At 61.6% G+C, this 20,854-nt stretch carries 16 protein-coding genes; 10 read left to right on the top strand and 6 right to left on the bottom strand.

What is annotated here, in order from left to right:
• Positions 1-10: 10 nt before the first annotated feature.
• From AB3G88_RS04175 to AB3G88_RS04165, 3 genes are read left to right on the top strand one after another with little or no spacing between them, the layout of a single operon-like run.
• The gene (locus AB3G88_RS04175; RefSeq protein WP_003188486.1) at positions 11-922 is read left to right on the top strand and encodes an ABC transporter permease subunit; all 912 of its coding nucleotides are present in this window, start codon (positions 11-13) and stop codon (positions 920-922) included.
• A 10-nt stretch (positions 923-932) separates the two neighbouring features.
• A complete protein-coding gene (locus AB3G88_RS04170) occupies positions 933-1,901 on the top strand; it encodes an ABC transporter ATP-binding protein (protein WP_099587073.1) in 969 nt (322 codons plus the stop codon).
• Complete coding sequence (locus AB3G88_RS04165; protein WP_017530136.1) at positions 1,901-2,872, top strand: peptide ABC transporter ATP-binding protein; 972 nt, start codon at positions 1,901-1,903, stop codon at positions 2,870-2,872. Before AB3G88_RS04170 ends, AB3G88_RS04165 begins: the two co-directional genes overlap by 1 nt.
• Before the next feature lie 283 nt (positions 2,873-3,155).
• On the opposite strand, the gene AB3G88_RS04160 is transcribed toward AB3G88_RS04165, so the two are convergent.
• Both AB3G88_RS04160 and AB3G88_RS04155 read right to left on the bottom strand, forming a co-directional pair.
• On the bottom strand, positions 3,156-3,401 hold the full coding sequence (locus AB3G88_RS04160) for a hypothetical protein (protein WP_099587072.1): 246 nt from the start codon (positions 3,399-3,401) through the stop codon (positions 3,156-3,158).
• A 133-nt stretch (positions 3,402-3,534) separates the two neighbouring features.
• Complete coding sequence (locus tag AB3G88_RS04155; RefSeq protein ID WP_053131660.1) at positions 3,535-5,118, bottom strand: peptide chain release factor 3; 1,584 nt, start codon at positions 5,116-5,118, stop codon at positions 3,535-3,537.
• Between the two features lie 331 nt (positions 5,119-5,449).
• On the opposite strand from AB3G88_RS04155, the gene AB3G88_RS04150 reads away from it, so the two are divergent.
• From AB3G88_RS04150 to AB3G88_RS04130, 5 genes are all read left to right on the top strand, one after another.
• The gene (locus AB3G88_RS04150) at positions 5,450-6,166 is read left to right on the top strand and encodes an ABC transporter permease (RefSeq protein WP_027604862.1); all 717 of its coding nucleotides are present in this window, start codon (positions 5,450-5,452) and stop codon (positions 6,164-6,166) included.
• 20 nt (positions 6,167-6,186) lie between these two features.
• Positions 6,187-7,080, top strand: coding sequence for a glycine betaine ABC transporter substrate-binding protein (locus AB3G88_RS04145; protein ID WP_158878394.1), 894 nt, complete (start codon positions 6,187-6,189; stop codon positions 7,078-7,080).
• Positions 7,081-7,093: 13 nt separating this feature from the next.
• Positions 7,094-7,747: an ABC transporter permease gene (locus AB3G88_RS04140; RefSeq protein ID WP_027604864.1), complete on the top strand. Its 654-nt coding sequence runs from the start codon at positions 7,094-7,096 to the stop codon at positions 7,745-7,747.
• The gene (locus AB3G88_RS04135; RefSeq protein ID WP_099587069.1) at positions 7,744-8,901 is read left to right on the top strand and encodes an osmoprotectant ABC transporter ATP-binding protein OsmV; all 1,158 of its coding nucleotides are present in this window, start codon (positions 7,744-7,746) and stop codon (positions 8,899-8,901) included. The genes AB3G88_RS04140 and AB3G88_RS04135 overlap by 4 nt, the downstream gene beginning before the upstream one ends.
• A 460-nt stretch (positions 8,902-9,361) precedes the next feature.
• Positions 9,362-10,525 (top strand): type III PLP-dependent enzyme, encoded by a 1,164-nt coding sequence (locus tag AB3G88_RS04130; RefSeq protein WP_032886216.1) that lies wholly within the window; start codon positions 9,362-9,364, stop codon positions 10,523-10,525.
• Between the two features lie 62 nt (positions 10,526-10,587).
• Here AB3G88_RS04130 and AB3G88_RS04125 read toward each other — a convergent pair whose 3' ends face one another.
• Both AB3G88_RS04125 and AB3G88_RS04120 read right to left on the bottom strand, forming a co-directional pair.
• The gene (locus AB3G88_RS04125; protein ID WP_099587067.1) at positions 10,588-11,343 is read right to left on the bottom strand and encodes a tetratricopeptide repeat protein; all 756 of its coding nucleotides are present in this window, start codon (positions 11,341-11,343) and stop codon (positions 10,588-10,590) included.
• A gap of 1 nt (position 11,344) precedes the next feature.
• Positions 11,345-12,025, bottom strand: coding sequence for a Fe2+-dependent dioxygenase (locus AB3G88_RS04120; RefSeq protein WP_191959535.1), 681 nt, complete (start codon positions 12,023-12,025; stop codon positions 11,345-11,347).
• A 205-nt stretch (positions 12,026-12,230) separates the two neighbouring features.
• Here AB3G88_RS04120 and AB3G88_RS04115 point away from each other — a divergent pair, with 205 nt between their 5' ends.
• Together AB3G88_RS04115 and AB3G88_RS04110 are read left to right on the top strand one after the other, a co-directional pair.
• Complete coding sequence (locus AB3G88_RS04115) at positions 12,231-14,537, top strand: TonB-dependent receptor (RefSeq protein ID WP_099587065.1); 2,307 nt, start codon at positions 12,231-12,233, stop codon at positions 14,535-14,537.
• Positions 14,538-14,672: 135 nt separating this feature from the next.
• The gene (locus AB3G88_RS04110) at positions 14,673-17,198 is read left to right on the top strand and encodes a PepSY domain-containing protein (protein ID WP_480453351.1); all 2,526 of its coding nucleotides are present in this window, start codon (positions 14,673-14,675) and stop codon (positions 17,196-17,198) included.
• 353 nt (positions 17,199-17,551) lie between these two features.
• On the opposite strand, the gene AB3G88_RS04105 is transcribed toward AB3G88_RS04110, so the two are convergent.
• Together AB3G88_RS04105 and AB3G88_RS04100 are read right to left on the bottom strand one after the other, a co-directional pair.
• Positions 17,552-19,093 (bottom strand): alkaline phosphatase D family protein, encoded by a 1,542-nt coding sequence (locus AB3G88_RS04105; RefSeq protein WP_480453348.1) that lies wholly within the window; start codon positions 19,091-19,093, stop codon positions 17,552-17,554.
• 44 nt (positions 19,094-19,137) lie between these two features.
• Entirely contained in the window at positions 19,138-20,853 is a 1,716-nt protein-coding gene (locus tag AB3G88_RS04100; protein WP_099587062.1) for a PTS fructose-like transporter subunit IIB, read from the bottom strand.
• Position 20,854: the final 1 nt, after the last annotated feature.

Below are 20,854 nucleotides of genomic sequence, written 5' to 3'. Positions count from 1 at the left end.
GATCATGACCATGACCACACCTACTCAAGTGTCAGCAGTCGATCAAAGCCTGCTGTACCCGTCCCCGTACAAAGAATTCTGGCAAGCCTTCTCCAAGAACAAAGGCGCGGTTGCCGGCCTGCTGTTCATGTTGCTGATCGTGTTCTGCGCGATCTTCGCGCCGTGGGTGGCCCCGCATAACCCCAGCGAGCAATACCGCGACTTCCTGCTCACCCCGCCGGCCTGGCTGGAAGGCGGGCAGATGCAGTTCCTGCTCGGCACCGACGAACTCGGCCGTGACTTGCTCTCGCGCCTGATCCAGGGCTCGCGCCTGTCGTTGCTGATCGGTTTGTCGTCGGTGGTGATGTCGCTGATCCCGGGCATCCTGCTGGGTCTGTTCGCCGGGTTCTTCCCGCGCCTGCTTGGCCCAACCATCATGCGCCTGATGGACATCATGCTGGCCCTGCCCTCGTTGCTGCTGGCCGTTGCCATTGTCGCAATCCTCGGCCCTGGCCTGATCAACACCGTGATCGCCATCGCTATCGTGTCGTTGCCGTCCTATGTGCGTCTGACCCGCGCGGCGGTGATGGGCGAACTCAACCGTGACTACGTGACTGCCGCCCGCCTCGCCGGCGCCGGCCTGCCACGCCTGATGTTCATCACTGTGCTGCCCAACTGCATGGCGCCGCTGATCGTACAGGCCACCTTGAGTTTCTCTTCGGCGATTCTCGATGCCGCCGCGTTGGGCTTCCTCGGTCTGGGCGTTCAACCGCCAACCCCTGAGTGGGGCACCATGCTGGCTTCGGCCCGTGACTACATCGAACGCGCCTGGTGGGTAGTGAGCTTGCCTGGTTTGACCATTTTGCTCAGCGTGCTGGCAATCAACTTGATGGGTGACGGCCTGCGCGATGCGCTGGACCCGAAACTCAAGAACGCCGCCTGAGGAGATTCCCATGTCACTGTTAGAAATCAAGAATCTCAACGTCCGCTTCGGCGACAAGACCGCCGTGCCGGTGGTCGATGGCCTCGACATTTCGGTCGACAAGGGCGAAGTCCTGGCGATCGTTGGCGAGTCCGGCTCGGGTAAATCCGTGACCATGATGGCGCTGATGGGCCTGATCGAGCACCCCGGCATCGTCACCGCCGACGCCCTGAACTTCGACGGCAAGGACATGCTCAAGCTGAGCAACCGCCAGCGCCGCAAGATTGTCGGCAAAGACCTGGCGATGGTGTTCCAGGACCCGATGACCGCACTGAACCCCAGCTACACCGTGGGTTTCCAGATTGAAGAAGTGCTGCGCCTGCACCTGAAAATGTCCGGCAAGCAAGCGCGTAAACGCGCCATCGAACTGCTCGAAAAAGTAGAAATCCCAGGTGCGGCCAGCCGTATGGACGCCTACCCGCACCAACTGTCCGGTGGCATGAGCCAGCGCGTGGCAATCGCCATGGCCATTGCCGGCGAGCCGAAACTGCTGATCGCGGATGAGCCGACTACTGCACTGGACGTGACCATCCAGGCGCAAATCATGGAGCTGCTGCTGGCCCTGCAAAAAGAACAGAACATGGGCCTGGTGCTGATCACCCACGACCTTGCCGTCGTGGCGGAAACCGCCCAGCGCGTGTGCGTGATGTACGCAGGCCAAGCGGTGGAAGTCGGCCAGGTGCCGCAACTGTTCGATATTCCGGCGCACCCTTACAGCGAAGCATTGCTCAAGGCGATCCCGGAACACAGCCTCGGCGCCACGCGCCTGGCCACACTGCCGGGTATCGTGCCCGGCCGCTATGACCGTCCGCAGGGCTGCCTGCTGTCGCCGCGTTGCCCGTATGTGCAGGAATCCTGCCGCGCCCAGCGTCCCGGCCTTGATCCGAAAAGCAACAGCCTTGCGCGCTGCTTCTACCCCTTGAACCAGGAGGTGGCGTAATGGCCGTCGTTCTTACCGCCCGCGACCTCACCCGTCACTACGAAGTGTCCCGTGGACTGTTCAAGGGCCACGCCCTGGTGCGCGCGCTCAATGGTGTGTCGTTCGAACTGGAAGCCGGCAAGACCCTCGCCGTTGTGGGCGAGTCGGGTTGCGGCAAATCCACCCTGGCCCGAGCGCTGACACTGATTGAAGAGCCGTCGTCCGGCTCGCTGAAAATCGCCGGCCAGGAAGTCGCCGGCGCCGACAAGGCCCAGCGCAAGCAACTGCGCAAAGACGTGCAGATGGTGTTCCAGAGCCCGTACGCTTCGTTGAACCCACGCCAGAAAGTCGGCGATCAACTTGGCGAGCCGCTGTTGATCAACACCAACCTGTCCGCCGCCGAACGCCGCGAAAAAGTGCAGGCGATGATGAAGCAAGTGGGCCTGCGCCCTGAGCATTATCAGCGCTACCCGCACATGTTCTCCGGTGGTCAGCGCCAGCGCATCGCCCTGGCCCGCGCCATGATGCTGCAACCCAAAGTGCTGGTGGCGGACGAACCGACCTCGGCGCTGGACGTGTCGATCCAGGCGCAGGTGCTGAACCTGTTCATGGATCTGCAGCAGGAATTCAACACGGCCTACGTGTTCATTTCCCACAACCTGGCGGTGGTGCAGCACGTTGCCGATGACGTGATGGTGATGTACCTCGGCCGCCCGGTGGAAGTGGGCCCGAAGGAAGACATCTATGCGCGCCCGCTGCACCCGTACACCCAGGCGCTGCTGTCGGCCACCCCGACCATTCATCCGGACCCGAACAAACCGAAGATCAAAATCGTCGGCGAGTTGCCCAACCCACTGAACCCGCCGTCGGGTTGCGCATTCCACAAACGCTGCCCGTATGCGACGGCACGCTGCAGCACTGAGGAGCCGCAGTTGCGCGCCTTGGATAACCGGCAGGTGGCGTGCCACTACGCGGAGCAGTTCGTCGCTTGAGTAACCCCCGTAGACGTCACCGGACAAGCGCAAGTTTTGGTTCGTAGCAGCTGCCGAGCCTTGGCGAGGCTGCGTAGCGGACGCATTGACACCCTGCGATCTGCGGGGCGCCAACGCAGCCTCGCTTGCGCTCGGCAGCTGCTACAACCCGAAAATTGCAGTTGCCCGGTGAGAGTCAAGACGGTATCTACCGGGGGCATTACATTAGAGTGATACAGCGTTCTACAGCCCTTCCCGCCAGGTTGCGCATCAGCCTGGCAGGAGGGGTTTTCTTTTTGGCGACTCAGGTGTCACCGTCGTCGTAGGTGTCGCTGGCTTCGCCCTCGTTGAGGGGGTTTTCCGGATCTTGCTCGTCCGTGGGCTGCGGTTGCGGCTGCCAACTGCCGGAGTTGACCTCGTTCTGTTTTTTCTTGGTGACCGGGCCGGTGTCCTTCCATTGGGGGGAGCCTGAGCCCGCCATTACCGGAAGAGCCGTCAGTCCCAAGGCTACGAGCAACACCAGGGGGATGGCGCGTTGAGCGTTTCGCACGGTGGTCTCCTTCTATAGTCGGTGCGTAAACGCTAGACCCGATGCAGGGTTCTCGCCAATTCCCCAGTCTTATGCAAAAAAAAGTGTGGGAGGGGCAAGCCCCTCCCACACTTGGTTTTGCGACGTTCAGGAATTAATGGTGTTCGCGGGTCGCCCGGAATTTCACATCCGGCCAACGCTCTTCCATCAGCGCCAGGTTCACCCGTGTCGGCGCCAGGTAGGTCAGGTGACCGCCGCCGTCGACCGCCAGGTTTTCCACAGCCTTGTTGGAGAACTCTTCCAACTTCTTCTTATCGCTGCAATCGATCCAACGCGCGGAGTACACGGTGATCGGCTCATACGAGCATTCGACCTTGTATTCCTCTTTCAGGCGGCTGGCCACCACATCGAACTGCAGCACACCGACGGCACCGAGGATGATGTCGTTGCTGCGCTCGGGGAAGAACACCTGGGTGGCGCCCTCTTCCGCCAACTGCTGCAAGCCCTGGCGCAGTTGCTTGGATTTGAGCGGGTCGCGCAGGCGTACGCGGCGGAACAGTTCCGGGGCGAAGTGCGGGATGCCGGTGAAACCCAGCGCTTCGCCTTCGGTGAAGGTGTCGCCGATCTGGATGGTGCCGTGGTTGTGCAGGCCGATGATGTCGCCGGCGTAGGCTTCTTCGAGCTGTTCACGCTCGGAGGAGAAGAACGTCAGGGCGTCGCCGATGCGCACGTCCTTGCCGGTGCGCACGTGGCGCATCTTCATGCCTTTTTCGTATTTGCCGGAGCAGATACGCATGAAGGCGATACGGTCGCGGTGCTTGGGGTCCATGTTCGCCTGGATCTTGAACACGAAGCCGGTGAATTTCTCTTCGACCGGCTCAACCGTACGCTCGTTGGCCACACGGGCCAGGGGCTTTGGCGCCCAGTTCACGACAGCATCAAGTACGTGGTCGACACCGAAGTTGCCCAGCGCGGTCCCGAAGAACACCGGGGTCAGTTGGCCGTCGAGGAATTCCTGCTGGTTGAACTCGTGGCAGGCGCCCTGCACCAGTTCAAGCTGATCGACAAAACGGTCGTACTCGTCACCCAAGTGGGCGCGGGCTTCGTCCGAGTCGAGCTTCTCGATGATTTTCACATCGGTGCGTTCGTGACCGTGGCCGGCGGTGTAGACAATGATGTAGTCGTCGGCCAGGTGGTACACGCCCTTGAAGTCGCGATAGCAACCAATCGGCCAGGTGATCGGCGCGGCCTTGATCTTCAGGACCGCTTCGATTTCATCCAGCAACTCGATGGGGTCGCGGATGTCACGGTCGAGTTTGTTGATGAAGCTCACGATCGGCGTGTCACGCAGGCGGCACACGTCCATCAGCGCGATGGTCCGTGGCTCGACGCCTTTACCGCCGTCGAGGACCATCAAGGCCGAGTCCACCGCCGTCAGGGTGCGGTAGGTGTCTTCGGAGAAGTCTTCGTGGCCCGGGGTGTCGAGCAGGTTGACCATATGGTCGCGATACGGGAACTGCATGACCGACGTGGTAATGGAAATACCCCGTTGCTTCTCCATCTCCATCCAGTCGGATGTGGCATGGCGGTCGGATTTGCGGGATTTCACCGTGCCGGCCACCGCGATTGCCTTGCCCATCAGCAGGAGCTTCTCGGTGATGGTGGTTTTACCGGCATCGGGGTGGGAAATAATGGCGAAAGTGCGGCGTTTCGCGACTTCGGCGGCCTGGTGGGTCATGGGAAATCGCCTGGCAGGTGAGTCAAAAAAGGGCGGCGAGTATAGCGCAAACCCCGGGGGCCGGACCACCGTTCACCCGATTGGGGGTGGCTAAATGCTGCCAAGTATGGAACCTTTTAAAAGGTAGAGACGTCCACTCCCCTGCTACCGCACTCGGAACAGGGGCTGATAAATCAGCAAGTTAGCCTGACGAGGCTGCGCTCATGGCTCGATTTGATACCGCGTTGCCGGTATTGGCGAGCTGCTTTTCGCGACCACATTTGCCGACAGCCAGGAATGGCATTGCCGCTCGGAAATGTGTTCGCCGACAAAAGAAAAAAGGAGTCCGCCTGTGGCTATTCGCTATGGCAAAGGGCTGATAGGAGGCGTGGTTGTCGTCGCGCTCCTGGCCCTGCTGGTCCACTGGATCGGCATCAACACGATCGAACTGTACCGCGACGATTTGTTGTTTTACCTGCAAGCACACCTGATCCTCGTTCTAGTCTCCATGCTGGCGGCCCTCGTTGTGGGCATCCCTGCCGGTATCCTGCTCAGCCGACCAAACATGGTCGGGCGTGCAGAACGCTTCATGCAGATCTTCAACATCGGCAACACCGTCCCGCCTCTGGCCGTACTGGCCATCGCCCTCGGCGTCCTCGGCATCGGCAGCGGCCCGGCCATCTTCGCGCTGTTCCTCGCCTCCCTCCTGCCCATCGTGCGCAACACCTACGAGGGCCTCAAAAACGTTCAAGGCTCACTCAAGGAAGCCGCCACCGGCATCGGCATGACGCCGCGCCAGGTGCTGTTTCGTGTGGAATTGCCCAACGCCGTGCCGATCATCATCGGCGGTGTGCGCGTGGCCCTGGCGATCAACGTGGGTACTGCACCGCTGGCGTTCCTGATCGGCGCCAACAGCCTGGGCAGCCTGATCTTCCCCGGCATCGCCCTGAACAATCAGCCGCAATTGCTGCTCGGCGCCGCGTGCACCGCGTTGCTGGCATTGCTGCTCGACGGTCTGGTGACCATGGCCAGCCGCCTCTGGCTGGAACGCGGGTTGCGTCCGTCTTAAGGCCTGGCAAAGGAATTCACATGAAAAAACTGACATTGATATTGAGCTGCGTCCTGCTGTTCGCAGGTTTTGCGCAAGCCGCCGAGAAACCGGTGATCCGCATCGGCGCCCGAGTGTTCACCGAGCAGACCCTGCTCGCCGAAATCACGTCCCAGTACCTGCGCGCCAAGGGCTACGACACCCAGGTGACCGGCGGCCTGGGCAGCAACCTGGCGCGCAGTGCCCAGGAAAGCGGGCAACTGGATCTGATCTGGGAGTACACCGGCGTGTCCCTGGTGGCCTACAACCATGTGGACGAGAAGCTCGACAGCGAACAGTCCTACGCTCGGGTGAAAGAACTCGACGCTAAAAAAGGCCTGGTCTGGCTCTCGCCGTCGCGCTTCAGCAACACCTACGCCCTGGCATTGCCGGAGAAGGTCGCCGAAGAACATCCCGAGATCAACAGCATCAGCGACCTCACCAAAGCCATGGCCCAGGAGACCAAAGAGCATCGCCTGGTCGCCCTGGACACCGAGTTCGCCAACCGCTCCGATGGCCTGGCCGGCATGGTCAAGCTGTACGACATGAACCTCACGCGCAAAAACACTCGGCAGATGGACGCGGGCCTGGTCTACACCGCCTTGCGCAATGGCCAGGTGTTTGCCGGCCTGGTCTACACCACCGACGGTCGCCTCAACGCCTTCAAGCTCAAGCTGCTGGCGGATGACATGCACTACTTCCCGGACTACACCGCAGCACCCGTGGTGCGTCAGGAATACCTCGACAAGCATCCGCAACTGGCTGCCGAACTCAAGCCACTGGCCACGCTGTTCGACGACGAAACCATGCGCCAGCTGAATGCGCGGGTCGACGTCGACCATGAGAGCCCGTCCGCTGTTGCCGCCGATTTCCTGCGCCAACATCCGATCAACTAAAGAAGGAGAAGACATGGAATTCCTGAACGCCTTTTCCCATCTTGATTGGGCACAAGTCCTGCACCTGACCTGGCAGCACATCACCCTGGTTGGCATTGCCGTGATCCTGGCGATTGTCGTGGGCGTGCCCCTCGGCGTGCTGATGACGCGCTTTCCGACCTTGGCCGGCCCGCTGCAAGCCAGCGCCACGGTGCTGCTGACCGTGCCGTCCATTGCCCTGTTCGGCCTGCTGCTGCCGTTCTACTCCAAATTCGGCCAGGGCCTGGGCCCGATGCCGGCGATCACCGCCGTGTTCCTCTACTCCCTGTTGCCGATCATGCGTAACACCTACCTCGCCCTGACCGGCGTTGAACCGGGCATTCGCGAGGCCGCCAAAGGCATCGGCATGACTTTCGGCCAGCGCCTGCGCATGGTCGAACTGCCGATTGCGGTGCCGGTGATCCTCGCCGGTGTGCGCACCGCCGTGGTGATGAACATTGGTGTGATGACCATCGCCGCCACCATCGGTGCCGGTGGCCTGGGTGTACTTATTCTGGCTTCCATCAGCCGCAGCGACATGTCGATGCTGATTGTTGGCGCCGTGCTGGTCAGTCTCCTGGCCATCTTCGCCGACCTGCTTCTGCAATGGCTGCAACGCTCGCTGACTCCAAAAGGATTGCTCAAATGATCGAACTTCAAAACCTGTCCAAGACCTTTCAAAGCAACGGCAAGACCATTACTGCCGTCAACGATGTCAGCCTGACCGTCAATGAAGGCGAGATTTGCGTGTTCCTCGGCCCGTCGGGCTGCGGCAAAAGCACCACCCTGAAGATGATCAACCGCCTGATCAAGCCTTCCTCGGGCAAGATCCTGATCAACGGCGAAGACACCACCGACCTGGATGAAGTGACCCTGCGTCGCAACATCGGCTACGTGATCCAGCAGATCGGCCTGTTCCCCAACATGACCATCGAGGAAAACATCGTGGTCGTGCCCAAGCTGCTGGGCTGGGACAAACAGAAATGCCACGACCGCGCCCGCGAGTTGATGAGCATGATCAAGCTGGAACCCAAGCAGTACCTGCATCGCTACCCCCGTGAGTTGTCCGGTGGCCAGCAGCAGCGGATCGGCGTGATCCGCGCACTGGCGGCCGATGCGCCGTTGCTGCTGATGGATGAGCCGTTCGGCGCGGTCGACCCGATCAACCGCGAGATGATCCAGAACGAGTTCTTCGAGATGCAGCGCGCGCTGAACAAGACCGTGATCATGGTCAGCCACGACATCGACGAAGCCATCAAGCTGGGTGACAAAATCGCGATCTTCCGCGCCGGCAAGCTGCTGCAGATCGACCATCCAGACACGCTTTTGGCGCACCCGGCTGACGAGTTCGTCAGCAACTTCGTGGGCCAGGACAGCACCCTCAAGCGCCTGCTGCTGGTGAAGGCCGAAGACGCGGCAGACAACGCCCCGTCGGTGAGCCCGGAAACCCCGGTGGCCGATGCCCTGGAACTGATGGACGAAACCGACCGTCGCTATGTGGTGGTCACCTGTGCCGAGAACAAGGCACTGGGTTATGTACGACGTCGCGACCTGCACCGTCAGACCGGTACCTGCGGCCAATACCTGCGCGAGTTCAACGCCACGGCGGCGTATGACGAGCATTTGCGCATCCTGTTGTCGCGCATGTACGAATTCAACCGCTCGTGGCTGCCGGTGATGGATGCGGAGCGGGTGTTCCTGGGGGAAGTGACGCAGGAGTCGATTGCCGAGTACCTGAGCTCCGGTAAGTCGCGTGGGGGCAAGACCAGTATTGTTTCGCCTGCCGAGACGGCACTGGCCTGATCTTATGTGGGAGGGGGCTTGCCCCCGATGGCGGTGTGTCAGTCACTGAAGTATTGGCTGACACACCGCTATCGGGGGCAAGCCCCCTCCCACATTTGCTCCGTGGTGCGTCAGGTAAATACCGTCGATTTGCCCGATCCGGGGAACATCATTCCGTCACACCTGTCGGTTACATAAGTAGCTGCACGCCATCGCGCGACGAACGCGTGCAGAAACGCGACATTTTTAGTTGATCCCACGCCCATCAAGCCCTAAAGTTCGCGCCGAACGTCCATGCTGGAAACGATCCATCCGGCTCAAGTACTGACGACGAGACAGCAAGGCCAAGGGAAGCGTCTATTCCCATGGCCTTTTTGCTTTCGGCGACATGCCTTGGGAAGTAGGCGAACCAAAGTGGGGATACGGAGGACGTTCATTTGCACCCATTGCTAATTTCAGTTTGCCCTTAGGAGTCCCCAGCATGTCGATCAACGTCGAAGATTATTTCGCGCGCGCCACTTTTGACAAAATGAAGGCGTTCGCCGACAAGCAAGAAACCCCGTTCGTGGTGATCGACACCGCGATGATCAGCCAGGCCTACGACGACCTGCGCGCCGGTTTCGAATTCGCCAAGGTGTATTACGCCGTCAAGGCCAACCCAGCCGTCGAGATCATCGACCTGTTGAAAGACAAGGGTTCGAGCTTCGACATCGCGTCGATCTACGAGCTGGACAAGGTCATGGACCGTGGCGTCAGCGCCGACCGTATCAGCTACGGCAACACCATCAAGAAATCCAAGGACATCCGCTACTTCTACGAGAAGGGCGTGCGTCTGTTCTCCACCGACTCCGAAGCCGACCTGCGCAACATCGCTAAGGCTGCGCCGGGTTCGAAAGTGTATGTGCGTATCCTCACCGAAGGCTCGACCACGGCTGACTGGCCTTTGTCGCGCAAATTCGGCTGCCAGACCGACATGGCCATGGACCTGCTGATCCTGGCGCGCGACCTGGGCCTGGTGCCTTACGGCATCTCGTTCCACGTGGGTTCGCAGCAGCGCGACATCAGCGTGTGGGACGCGGCGATCGCCAAGGTCAAAGTGATCTTCGAACGCCTGAAAGAAGAAGACAACATCCACCTCAAGCTGATCAACATGGGCGGCGGCTTCCCGGCCAACTACATCACCCGCACCAACAGCCTGGAAACCTACGCTGAAGAAATCATCCGTTTCCTCAAGGAAGACTTCGGCGACGACCTGCCGGAAATCATCCTGGAGCCGGGCCGTTCGTTGATCGCCAACGCCGGTATCCTGGTCAGTGAAGTGGTGTTGGTCGCACGTAAATCCCGTACCGCCGTCGAGCGTTGGGTGTACACAGACGTGGGTAAATTCTCCGGCCTGATCGAAACCATGGACGAAGCCATCAAGTTCCCGATCTGGACCGAAAAGAAAGGCGAGATGGAAGAAGTGGTCATCGCCGGCCCAACCTGCGACAGCGCCGACATCATGTACGAAAACTACAAGTACGGCCTGCCGCTGAACCTGGCCATCGGTGACCGTTTGTACTGGCTGTCGACCGGTGCCTACACCACCAGCTACAGCGCGGTTGAGTTCAATGGCTTCCCGCCGTTGAAGTCGTTTTATGTTTAACAGCAGCCGCAAGTTTTAAGCTGCAAACCGCAAGAAAAACCCATGACGTGTCATGGGTTTTTTTATGCCTCCGGAAGGCTGGCGGCGCGTTGTCGGTAGGCCTCGGCCATCGCGCGAATCGGCGGGTCGTTGGCCGCCGCCAGCGCCTTGTGGGCCACCCGCAAAAACTTCAGATTGCCGCCGGCAAGCGCTTTGTGCAGCCACTCCAGCGCCGTCTCGACCTGGCCTCTATCCGCCAGCACCGCCGCATAACTGAACTGCCCACGGAAATCCCCGCCTTCGGCTGAGCGGCGATACCAGTCCACAGCGGCCTGCGGGTCCCTCGGGCAATACTGACCGTCTTCCAGGTAGCGCCCCAGCAGGTTCATCGACTTGGCGTGGCCCTGCTCCGCCGCCCGACGATAGAAGGACAATGCTTGCGGCTGATCCTCAGCAACACCGCGACCGGTCGCCAGCAGGTTTGCGTAGTTGTATTGCCCCCAATCCAGCCCCGCCTCGGCGGCCAGACGGTATTGCTGCGCCGCCGCGGCCGCATCCGCCGGGCAGCCCCAGCCATGCTCCAGGCAACGCCCGGCCATATTGCGCGCCATCAGATGACCGCCCTGCGCCGCGATCCGAAACCAGCGCAATGCCAGCGCTTCATCACGCGCAATGCCCCGCCCTTCCAGCAGGATTTGCCCGAGCAGGGCCTGGGCATCCACCACGCCCTCCTTGGCCGCGATCAGGATCGCTTGGGCGGCGCGCACCGGCGCGTCGTCGAGCATGTTCTGCAATTGTTCGACATTGAGCACTTCCTGGCGGCGTAACAAAAAGCCCATCTCAGACCTCGACCCAGCGACGCAACAGGTTGTGGTAAGTGCCGGTGAGCTGGATCAACGCGGGGTGGTCGGGTACATCCGTGGTCAGTTGCTGGATCGCGCCGTCCATCTCGAACAGCAAGGTGCGCTGGCTGTCTTCGCGCACCAGGCTTTGGGTCCAGAAGAATGAGGCATAACGCGCGCCACGGGTCACGGCGTTGACTTTGTGCAGGCTGGAGCCGGGGTACAGCACCATGTCGCCGGCGGGCAACTTGACCCGCTGCACGCCAAAGGTGTCCTGGATCTCCAGTTCGCCGCCGTCGTACTCATCCGGATCGCTGAAGAACAGGGTGGACGACAGGTCCGTACGCACCCGTTCGTGGCTGCCTTTGGGCTGGCGCACGGCGTTGTCGATATGGAAGTCGAAACTGCCGCCTGCGGTATAGCAGTTGAGCAACGGCGGGAACACCTTGTGGGGTAACGCCGCTGACATAAACAGCGGGTTCTGCCACAAGCGTTCGAGCATCGCCGCACCGATTTCCTTGGCCAACGGGTGGCCTTCGGGCAATTGCAGATTGTGTTTGGCTTTGGCGGATTGATGCCCGGCGGTGATTTTGCCGTCGGCCCAATCGGCGTCTTCCAGGGCTTGGCGGATGCGCTGCACTTCCTCGCGAGAGAACAGGCCGGGAATGTGCAGCAACATGAGGCAATACCTGTAGGCAAGGAGGCGCTAATGGTATTGATTCTTATCCGACCTGTAAAACGCCGTGACGGACGAGTTCGTAAAAACCGTAAGCAAAAAGTGTAAAGAATGTAAATTCAGTGCAATTAGCAATGTATCGCAATTGATATGAAGTCTTGTTAACCCTATATTCCGCGGCCTCACATCCTTGGGGAAAGGACACGTCATGTCGCGCACCATTATAAAAACATCTGCCAGTTCACCGCGTTTGCTGGCCTCGGCCATCGGCGTGGCCCTCGGTGCCAGCTCCGTCGCCCATCTGGCGCAAGCGGCCGAAGACACCGAACAGAAAGGCCAGCGCGACAGCATCTCCCTGGGTGCCACCAGCATCACTGGGGAAGAACAGGACGCCACGTCCTACCAAGTCGAAAAAGCCTCTTCGCAGAAATACACCGCGCCGCTGGTGGACACGCCGCGCTCGGTCACCGTCGTGCCGCAACAAGTGCTCAAAGACACCGCCGCTACCTCGTTGCAGGATGCCCTGCGCACCGTACCGGGGATTACCTTCGGCGCTGGCGAAGGCGGCAACCCCCAGGGCGACCGACCGTTCATCCGGGGTTTCGACGCCCAGGGCGACACTTACCTGGACGGCGTGCGCGACACTGGCGGCCAGAGTCGTGAGATTTTCGACATCGAGTCCATCGAAGTCAGCAAAGGCCCGAACTCCTCGTTCGGCGGTCGCGGTTCGGCCGGTGGCAGCCTCAACCTGGTGAGCAAGACGCCGCAAGCCCGAGACTTCACCAACGGCGGCTTCACCTACGGTTCAGACCAGACCCGTCGCTACGTGCTCGACGTGAACCGCCAGTTCCTCGACGACAGCGCCGCGTTCCGCCTGAACCTCATGACCCACGAGCAGAACGTGGCCGGCCGTGACGCCGTCAATTACGACCGTTGGGGCGTGGCGCCATCGCTGACCTTTGGCCTGGGCACCCCGACCCGCGTCAACCTCAGCTACTACCACATGGAAAGCAACGACCTCCCGGACTCGGGCATTCCCTACGGCTACAGCTCGTCGACCGCCACCACCCACGGGCACGACAAACCCAATGACGGCGGCGACAGCAACAACTTCTACGGCCTTAAAGATCGGGATTTCCGCAAGACCCGCGCCGATATCAGCACCGTCTCCATCGAGCACGACCTGAACGACAGCATGACGCTGAAAAACACCCTGCGTCATGGCAGCACCGGACAGGACTACATCCTGACCCAGCCGGATGACAGCAAGCTCAACGTCAACCGTTTCGGCACCGTATGGCGTCGCGCCAACAGCCGCGTCTCCACAACGACGACGACCACCAACCAGACCGATCTGTTTGGCAGTTTCCAGGCACTGGGCTTCAAGCACAGCTACTCCACCGGCCTGGAATTCACGGGTGAAGAAACCCGCGTGAGCAGCTACACCATCAGCCCGAACGCCAACCCCACCGGCGGCTGCACCGTGGCCGGCGGCAGCCAAGGCGGCCAGTGCACCTCGCTGAGCAACCCGAACCCGGATGACGCCTGGAACGGCAGCATCGCGCGCAACTACAACGGCACCAATACCAAGGCCACCAGCCGCGCCGCCTATGTGTTCGACACCATCGAACTGGACCCGAAATGGCTGCTGAACGTTGGCCTGCGCTACGACACCTTTGACACCGAAGCCAACACCAACGCCGTCCCTAGCGCGACCGTGAAGGCGCGGAGCAAGATCAAGGATGACAGTCAGTTCTTCAACTGGCAGGCCGGCCTGGTCTGGAAGCCGGTGGAAAACGCCAGCGTCTATGCCTCGTACGCCACCTCGGCAACCCCCGCCGGCGGCCTGGTCGGCGAAGGCTCCGATGGCAACCCGCTGTCCGCTGGCGCGGCCAGCAGCGATCTGCAACCGGAAGAAACCGTCAACTACGAACTGGGCACCAAGTGGGATCTGTTCCACGACCGCCTCTCGCTGACCGCTGCAGTGTTCCGTACCGAGAAGAAAAACACGCGCATCCTGGTGGACGCCCTCACCTACCAGAACGCCGGTGAATCCCAGGTAGACGGTATCGAGTTGTCCGCCAGCGGCAAAATCACTGATCAGTGGCAAGTGTTCGCGGGCTACAGCTACCTGGACAGCGAGCTGGTCAAAGCGGGCCGTAACGGGCGCAACGGTGTCATCAGCGCCGGTTCCAACGAAGGCAACCAGATGCCCAACACGCCGAAGAACAGCTTCAGCCTGTGGACCACCTACGCCATCACACCCAAGCTGACCATCGGCGGCGGCGCGTTCTACGTCGATGACGTCTACGGCGATGTGGGTAACACGGTCTACGTGCCGTCCTATACCCGCTACGACGCCATGGCCAGCTACAAGCTGACCAAAAACATCGACCTGCAATTGAACGTGCAAAACCTCACGGACAAGACCTACTACGACAAAGCGTTCTCAACGCACTTCGCCAACCAGGCGGCTGGGCGCACGGCGCTGGTGTCCACTAGCTTCCACTTCTAGACACCGCTTCACGTAGCACAAAGCCCCACGCATCGGATGCGTGGGGCTTTTGCGTGTAAAACAGAATGTTTCTCGAAAAGCCACGGCATAATGCGCGCCGTGCCCTACATACCCAGATAGACGAGGCGGTCAGACGTGTTGAAGAAAACCCTGTTCCAGTTGCACTGGTTCTTCGGCATCACTGCCGGGCTGGTGCTGGCCTTGATGGGGATCACCGGGGCTGCGGTCTCGTTTCAGGATGAACTACTGCGGGCACTCAACCCCAACGTACTGAGCGTTGAAAAACGCGAAGCCGGTGTGCTGCCGCCCGCCGAACTGGTGCGCAAGCTCGAAGCCTGCGAAGGCAAGACCGTCGCCATGCTGTTCGTGGAAAGCGAAAGCGGCAATGCCGCACGGGTGTTCTTCACCCCGCCGCCGGGTGAGCGACGCGGCCAACTGCGCTACTTCGATCCCTATACCGGCGCTTACATGGGCGATGTGGTCGGCCAGGACTTTTTCGGCTTTATCCTGCAACTGCACCGCTTCCTCGCCATGGGCGAAACCGGGCGCAACATCACCGGCGCGTGCACGCTGATCCTGGTGTTTTTCTGCCTCTCCGGTTTGTACCTGCGCTGGCCGCGCCAGGTGGCAAGTTGGCGTGTGTGGCTGACCCTGGACTGGCGCAAAAAGGGCCGCAGTTTCAACTGGGACCTGCACTCGGTGTTTGGCACCTGGTGCCTGCTGGCTTACTTGTTGGCGGCGCTGACCGGGCTGTCCTGGTCATATGACTGGTACAGTCAGGGCTTGACCAAACTGCTGTCCGACGCGCCGCAAAATGAACGCATGCGCAAGCGCGGCCCGCCGCCGGCAGGCCCGGCGCTGGTGGCCAACTATGACGCGATCTGGAGCAGCATCTACAGCAACGCAGGCCCGGGGTTGAGCGCCTACAACATCCGCATGCCGGCCGTCGCCGGGCAACCGGCGACCGTCTACTACCTGTTGAAAGACTCACCCCATGACCGCGCCCTGAACCAGATCAACCTGGACCCGGCTACCGGCGAGGTCAAATCCCATGATCAATACGCGAGCAAGAGCTTCAAGGCGCAGCTACTGACCAGCCTCTACGCGCTGCACACCGGCAGTTACTTCGGCCTCGCCGGGCGGATCATCCTCACTGTCAGCTCATTGCTGATGCCGCTGTTCTTCATCACTGGCTGGTTGCTGTACCTGGACCGTCGCCGCAAAAAACGCCAGGTGCGCGACGCCCGTAAAAGCCTCGGCGCCAACCACAGCAATACCCCGGCCTGGCTGATCGGCTTTGCCAGCCAGAGCGGTTTTGCCGAGCAACTGGCTTGGCAGACCGCCGGGCAATTGCAGGCGGCCGGCCTGCCGGTGAAGGTGCAGTCCTTGGGTAGCGTCAGCCAGGACGATTTGCTCCAGTCAGAAAATGCGCTGTTTGTGGTCAGCACTTTCGGCGACGGCGAAGCCCCCGACAGCGCCCGTGGCTTTGAACGCGCAGTGCTCGGCCAGGACCTGTCCCTCAAGGGCCTGAATTACTCGGTGCTGGCCCTGGGTGATCGTCAATACGAACACTTCTGCGGCTTTGCCCGGCGCCTGCATTTCTGGCTGACCAACCAGGGCGGCAACCCACTGTTTGCTCCGGTGGAAGTGGACAGCGGCGACACGGCCGCGCTGCTGCATTGGCAACAACAGCTTGGGCAGTTGACCGGTCAGGCACCGGCCGCGGCATGGCCTACCGCCCAGTACGAAACCTGGACGCTCAGCCAGCGCCACCTGCTCAACCGCAACAGCGCAGGCTCGAACGTTTACCTGCTCGGCCTCACCCCGGCTTCGCCACACACCTGGCAAGCCGGCGACCTGGCGGAAGTGTTGCCCCGCAATTGCCCATGGGCCATCGAGCACTTCCTGAGCGGCCTGGGCCTGACCGGCACCGACGGCGTGTTGATCGACGGTTTGGCCACGCCCCTCAACCAAGCCCTGGCGACTCGCCAACTGCCGGAAAACCGCGCCCATCTGGTGGGCATGCATGCCCAGGCATTGGTGGACGCACTGGCGCCCTTGGGCATGCGCGAATACTCCATCGCCTCGGTTGCCAGCGACGGCGTGCTGGAGTTGATCGTGCGCCAGGAACGCCACCCCGATGGCAGCCTGGGCCTGGGCTCGGGTTGGCTCACCGAACACGCGGCCTTGGGCGCAGGCATCAGCCTGCGGCTGCGTCGCAACAGCGCCTTCCACCTGCCGCAAGCGCCTGTGCCATTGATCCTGCTGGGCAACGGCACCGGCCTCGCGGGCCTGCGCAGCTTGCTCAAAGCGCGGATTGCCGATGGCCAGCAGCGCAATTGGCTGTTGTTCGGCGAACGCAATATCGCCCACGACTACCTGTGCCAGGACGAGCTGCAAGGCTGGCTGGCCAGCGGTGATCTGGCCTTGCTGGACCTGGCATTTTCGCGGGATCAGGAAGAGAAGATCTACGTGCAGGACCGCCTGCGTGAATCGGCCGATGTGCTGCGTAAATGGCTCGCAGACGGCGCGGCGATTTATGTGTGCGGGAGCTTGCAGGGGATGGCGGCGGGGGTGGATCAGGTGCTGCACGACGTGCTGGGCAGCGAGGCGGTGGATCGCTTGATCGAACAAGGCCGCTATCGCCGGGATGTCTACTGAGGCGACCTATGTGAGAGAGGGCTTGCCCCCGATGAGCATGGGTCTCAACACAACTCTCAAAGGCTTATACATAACTCTGTGGAGAGCGGGCTTTTGTGGTGAGCGGGCTTGCCCCGCGCTGGGCTGCGAAGCGGCCCCAAAACGTCCACCTCGATTGATTCTGGCACTCTGCGGTGACCTTATTGGGGCTGCTTCGCAGCCCAGCGCGGGACAAGCCCGCTCACCACAACAGCCCAGTTGCCATACATTCAATACCTATGCCCCGATGAGGGGGTGTCAGCTAACACATCTGTGACTGCCCCACCGCTATCGGGGGCAAGCCCCCTCCCACATTTGGACCGCATACCAAATGATTAGACTGGTTGTAGTTTTTGCTCGAACACCGAGACGCCATCCAGGTCGCGCAATATCACCGTCAACTCTGTCGTCTGCCCATCGATATTCACCTCGCCAAAAAACTGAAACCCGGCAAACGGCGAGGTGTTCTGCGCCGGCGGCGCCTTCTCGAAGACCACCTCTGGCCCAAAGGTTTTATCCAGCGGATTAGGCCCGAAACTCCCCGCATTCAGCGGCCCGGCAACGAACTCCCAGAACGGCTCAAAATCCTGGAACGCCGCCCGATCCGGGTGGTAGTGATGCGCTGCGCAGTAGTGCACATCCGCCGTCAGCCATACGTGGTTACGCACCTTCTGCGCACGCAGGAATGCCAACAGTTCGGCGATTTCCAGCTCGCGCCCTTGCGCCGAGCCGGGGTCGCCATTGGCGATCGCTTCCCAGCGCGGCACGCCGGGGCTGACTTCACCGTCGGGCACACCCAGGCCAATCGGCATGTCGGCGGCGATCACTTTCCATTGCGCCTTCGAGGCCTTGAGTTCGCGCTTGAGCCAGTCCAGTTGCTCACGACCGAGGAAGGGCTTGGCGCCGCCCAGATTGTCATCGTTGCCGCTGCGATAGCTGCGCATATCCAGCACAAACACATCCAGCAGCGGGCCGTAGCTGAGCTTGCGATAAATCCGCCCGCCGCCGTCTGCGCTTTGGCGGCGCATCGGTGAATATTCGAGCCAGGCTTGGCGCGCACGACCCACCAGCGTGTTGATGTCCTTGGTCTGGTAACGCTCGTCGAGCTGCTTGCTGGGCGACCAGTTGTTCACCACCTCGTGGTCGTCCCACTGCCAGATCTGCGGCACTTCGGCATTGAAGCGGCGCACGTTTTCGTCCAGCAGGTTGTAGCGGTAATTGCCGCGATACTCATCGAGGGTTTCGGCGACTTTGCTCTTGGCTTCGGTGGTGATATTGCGCCAGATGCGCCCGCCTTCAGTCGCCAGTTGCGCCGGCACCGGGCCGTCAGCGTAGATGGTGTCGCCGCTGTGGATAAAAAAGTCCGGCAGGCGCAGGCGCATGGCCTCGTAGATGCGCATGCCGCCGATGTCCGGGTTGATGCCGAAGCCTTGGCCGACGGTGTCGCCGCTCCACACAAAGCGAATGTCACGGCGCTGCTGCGGCACGCTGCGCAGGTGGCCGAACCACGGCTCACTGGCGATGCCGGTCTGGGCGTCTTCGAAGTGCACACGGTAGAAAACCGCCTGGTCGGCGGGCAGCCCGGTGAGTTCGACGCGGGCGGTGAAGTCGCTACGGTTGTCGACCAAAGGCGAGACGAATCGGCGTGGGTTGCTGAACACGCTGCGGGTGTCCCACTCCACCACCATCCGCGCCGGGCGGTCGCTGCGGCTCCAGATCATGGCGCGATCGCCGAGCAGGTCGCCGGACTGCACGCCGTCGGTGAGTTGCGGCCGGTCCTTGACCGAAGCAATCACCGCCGGCGCCAGGCCCGGCAGCAAAAGGCCGGCGCCGACGACTTGCATCACACGGCGACGGCCCAGATCGAAATGGCTCATGCAGGTGCCCTCTTGAGTATCAAAAGGGCCACTTAAGCACGCACTTATGACACCGGTGCGACAGCCAGCTCCACGGTTTCGGGACGCTTGATCACGGCATATACCAGACCGGTCAACAGGCTACCGGCGACGATGGCCAACAGGTACAACAGCGCGTGGTTGATCGCACCCGGAATCACCAGCACGAACAGCCCGCCATGGGGCGCGGCGAGTTTGCAGCCGAAGTACATGGACAGGGCGCCCGTCAACGCGCCACCGGCGATAGCGGCCGGGATCACCCGCAGTGGGTCTTTGGCCGCGAACGGGATCGCGCCTTCAGAGATAAAGCACAGGCCGAGGATCATCGCAGCCTTGCCGGCTTCGCGCTCGGTCTGGGCAAATTTGCGCCGCGCCAGGAACGTTGCGATGCCCATGCCAATCGGCGGCACCATGCCGGCGGCCATGGTCGCCGCCATCGGCGCGCCGCTGGACGCGGCCAGCAAACCCACCGAAAACGCATAGGCCGCCTTGTTGATCGGCCCGCCCAGATCCACACACATCATGCCGCCCAGCAGGATGCCCAGCAGCACCGCGTTGGTGGTGCCCATGGTGCTGAGAAAGTCGGTCAGGCTGGTCAGCATGCGCGCGACAGGCGGGCCGACCAGGTAGATCATCGCCAGGCCGGTAATCAGGCTGGCCAGCAATGGGATGATCAGGATCGGCTTGAGCGCCTCCATGCTTTGCGGCAATTGCACGGCACGGGTGATCAGTTTGACGCAGTAGCCCGCCAGGAAACCGGCCAGGATGCCACCGATAAAACCCGCCCCCAAGGTGCCGGCCAACAGGCCGCCGATCATGCCCGGCGCAATGCCTGGGCGGTCGGCAATCGAGTACGCGATGTAACCTGCCAGCAGCGGCACCATCAACATAAAGGCGCTGTTGCCGACGGTTTTCAGCGCGGCCGCCAAGGTGCCTTCCTGTTCGAACGCGTGAATGCCGAAGGCAAACGACAAGGCGATCAACAACCCGCCCGCCACCACCATCGGCAACATGAACGACACCCCGGTGAGCAGGTGTTTGTACACGCCGGTTTTTTCTTTCTTGGCCACCGTCGCGGTGCCTGTGCTTTCGACGGCGCCTTCGGCCAAGGCCTTGTTGAGGGTCGCTTCGGATTGCTTGAGGGCAATGCCGGTGCCGCAGCGATAGATCTTCTTGCCGGCGAAGCGCTCGGTGGCGACTTCGATGTCTGCCGCGAGCAACACCACGTCGGCGTTGGCGATGGCCTCCGGGCTCAATGGCGTACGTGCGCCAACTGAACCTTGAGTCTCGACCTGCAAGTCATAACCCAGGCGCTTGGCCGTCTGCTGCAAGGCTTCGGCGGCCATGAAGGTGTGGGCCACGCCCGTGGGGCACGCGGTCACCGCGACGATACGCGGGGCCTGTTTCGACACCGCTGGCGCTTGGCTGGCGACCTGCACCTCGGCCTCTTCAGCGCCACGGCGCAACACTGCTTCGACATCCGCCAGCGCTTGGGCCGGGGTGCTCTGGAACACGCGCTTGCCGACAAAGCGTTGCATATCCACCGGGGTGCTGCTGACCAGCAACACCCATTCGGCGGCGTCGATTGTCGCTTGGGACAGTGCGCGTTCCGGATGCTGTACGTCGACGACTTCGACGCTGGTGCTCCAACCTTGGCGTTGCGCGGCGGCGTCCAGCAAGCGGGCGCACAGCACACTGGTGACCATGCCGTTCGGGCAGGCAGTAACAATGGCTAACTTCATC

The sequence above is a fragment of the Pseudomonas arvensis genome (genome assembly GCF_056688935.1).
The sequence above is the reverse complement of the archived record's forward strand: the minus strand, read 5'-3'. Positions and strand labels throughout refer to the sequence as shown.